Annotated in this window: 1 protein-coding gene and 1 pseudogene; one reads left to right on the top strand and one right to left on the bottom strand. The window is 68.9% G+C overall.

All coding sequences use genetic code 11. The features are described from left to right. Nucleotides 1-143 precede the first annotated feature (143 nt). Nucleotides 144-284, top strand: a complete 141-nt coding sequence (locus O3T09_RS11800) for a hypothetical protein (RefSeq protein WP_165381393.1) — start codon at nucleotides 144-146, stop codon at nucleotides 282-284. A gap of 271 nt (nucleotides 285-555) precedes the next feature. Here O3T09_RS11800 and O3T09_RS11795 read toward each other — a convergent pair. After that, nucleotides 556-928: pseudogene (locus O3T09_RS11795) on the bottom strand (mercury(II) reductase); the annotation flags it as partial.

Genomic DNA, 928 nt, shown 5'->3' with positions numbered 1-928 from the left:
CGACCGTTACGGTATCGCCCATGCCACCTTGCAGGTGGAGGGCGCCGGCAGCGACGGCTGTCACGACCTGAGCTGGTAGCACTCGGCACGGAAGCCCGCTCGCGAGAGCCGCACATGCTTGAGCAACGTCTTAGGAGCGCGCGATGGCCGCGAAGCACGGCAAGGGCCCCGGGCCGGACGAGGGCCAGCGGCCGGCCCGGCGCGGGGTGGTGCTCACCCTGCTGGGGATCGGTCTGGTCGCCGCGGCTTACGTGGTGACGATCGTGGTCATGGTGGTGCGGTGACGCGGCCCAAACGGACCGCGGCCTCATGGCGGCGCCGCAAGGCGGTCATCGCGTCGTCCAGTGCTGTCCTCGTCGGGTCGAGCACGTAGAGGTCGTGAAGACGTCCAGATATAGGCCTGGGACGGGAGTTCTTGCATCGACTGAACTCCCCGGTGGTTGCAGGTCCGATACGCAGGGGTGCCAGTAAGTAGGGCTGATCGGCGCCCATTTTCTTGTCTCGCGCCCCGGGGCGAGGCGGTCCCCTATCGGTGTCCCTGTGTGCGGGGCAGGTTCACGCCGCGCAGCAGGAGAGCTTGGCGATGTCGGTGGTGAAGGCCTGCGCGGTGAGCTTGAGGCCTTCGGCCATGGTCAGGTAGGGGCTCCAGAGGTTGGCGACCTGGCTGGTGGTCATGCCGGCCTCGAGCATGTAGACCCCGGCGGCGGCGAGGTCGCCGGCGTCCTGGGCCAGGGCGGTAATGCCGATGATGCGGCCGGTGTCGGCGTCGGTGACCATCTTGATGAACCCGCAGGTGTCGCGGTTGACGATCGCGCGTGGGACGTGCGCGAGTGACAGGACACGGCTGTCGTAGCGGATCCCGGCAGCGGAGGCCTGCCGTTCGGTCATCCCGACGGCGGCCAGGGCGGGGCTGGTGAACACGACCCGG

The organism is Micrococcus sp. H39-S4 (genome assembly GCF_027158145.1).
GTDB classification, from domain to species: Bacteria; Actinomycetota; Actinomycetes; order Actinomycetales; family Micrococcaceae; genus Micrococcus; species Micrococcus luteus.
Note: the sequence above shows the minus strand (reverse complement) of the source record. Positions and strands in the feature narration are given on the sequence as shown.

What these genes read in the sequence shown, in the direction of transcription:
- O3T09_RS11800 (WP_165381393.1), top strand. Translation starts at nt 144, where the DNA reads ATGGCCGCGAAGCACGGCAAGGGCCCCGGGCCGGACGAGGGCCAGCGG.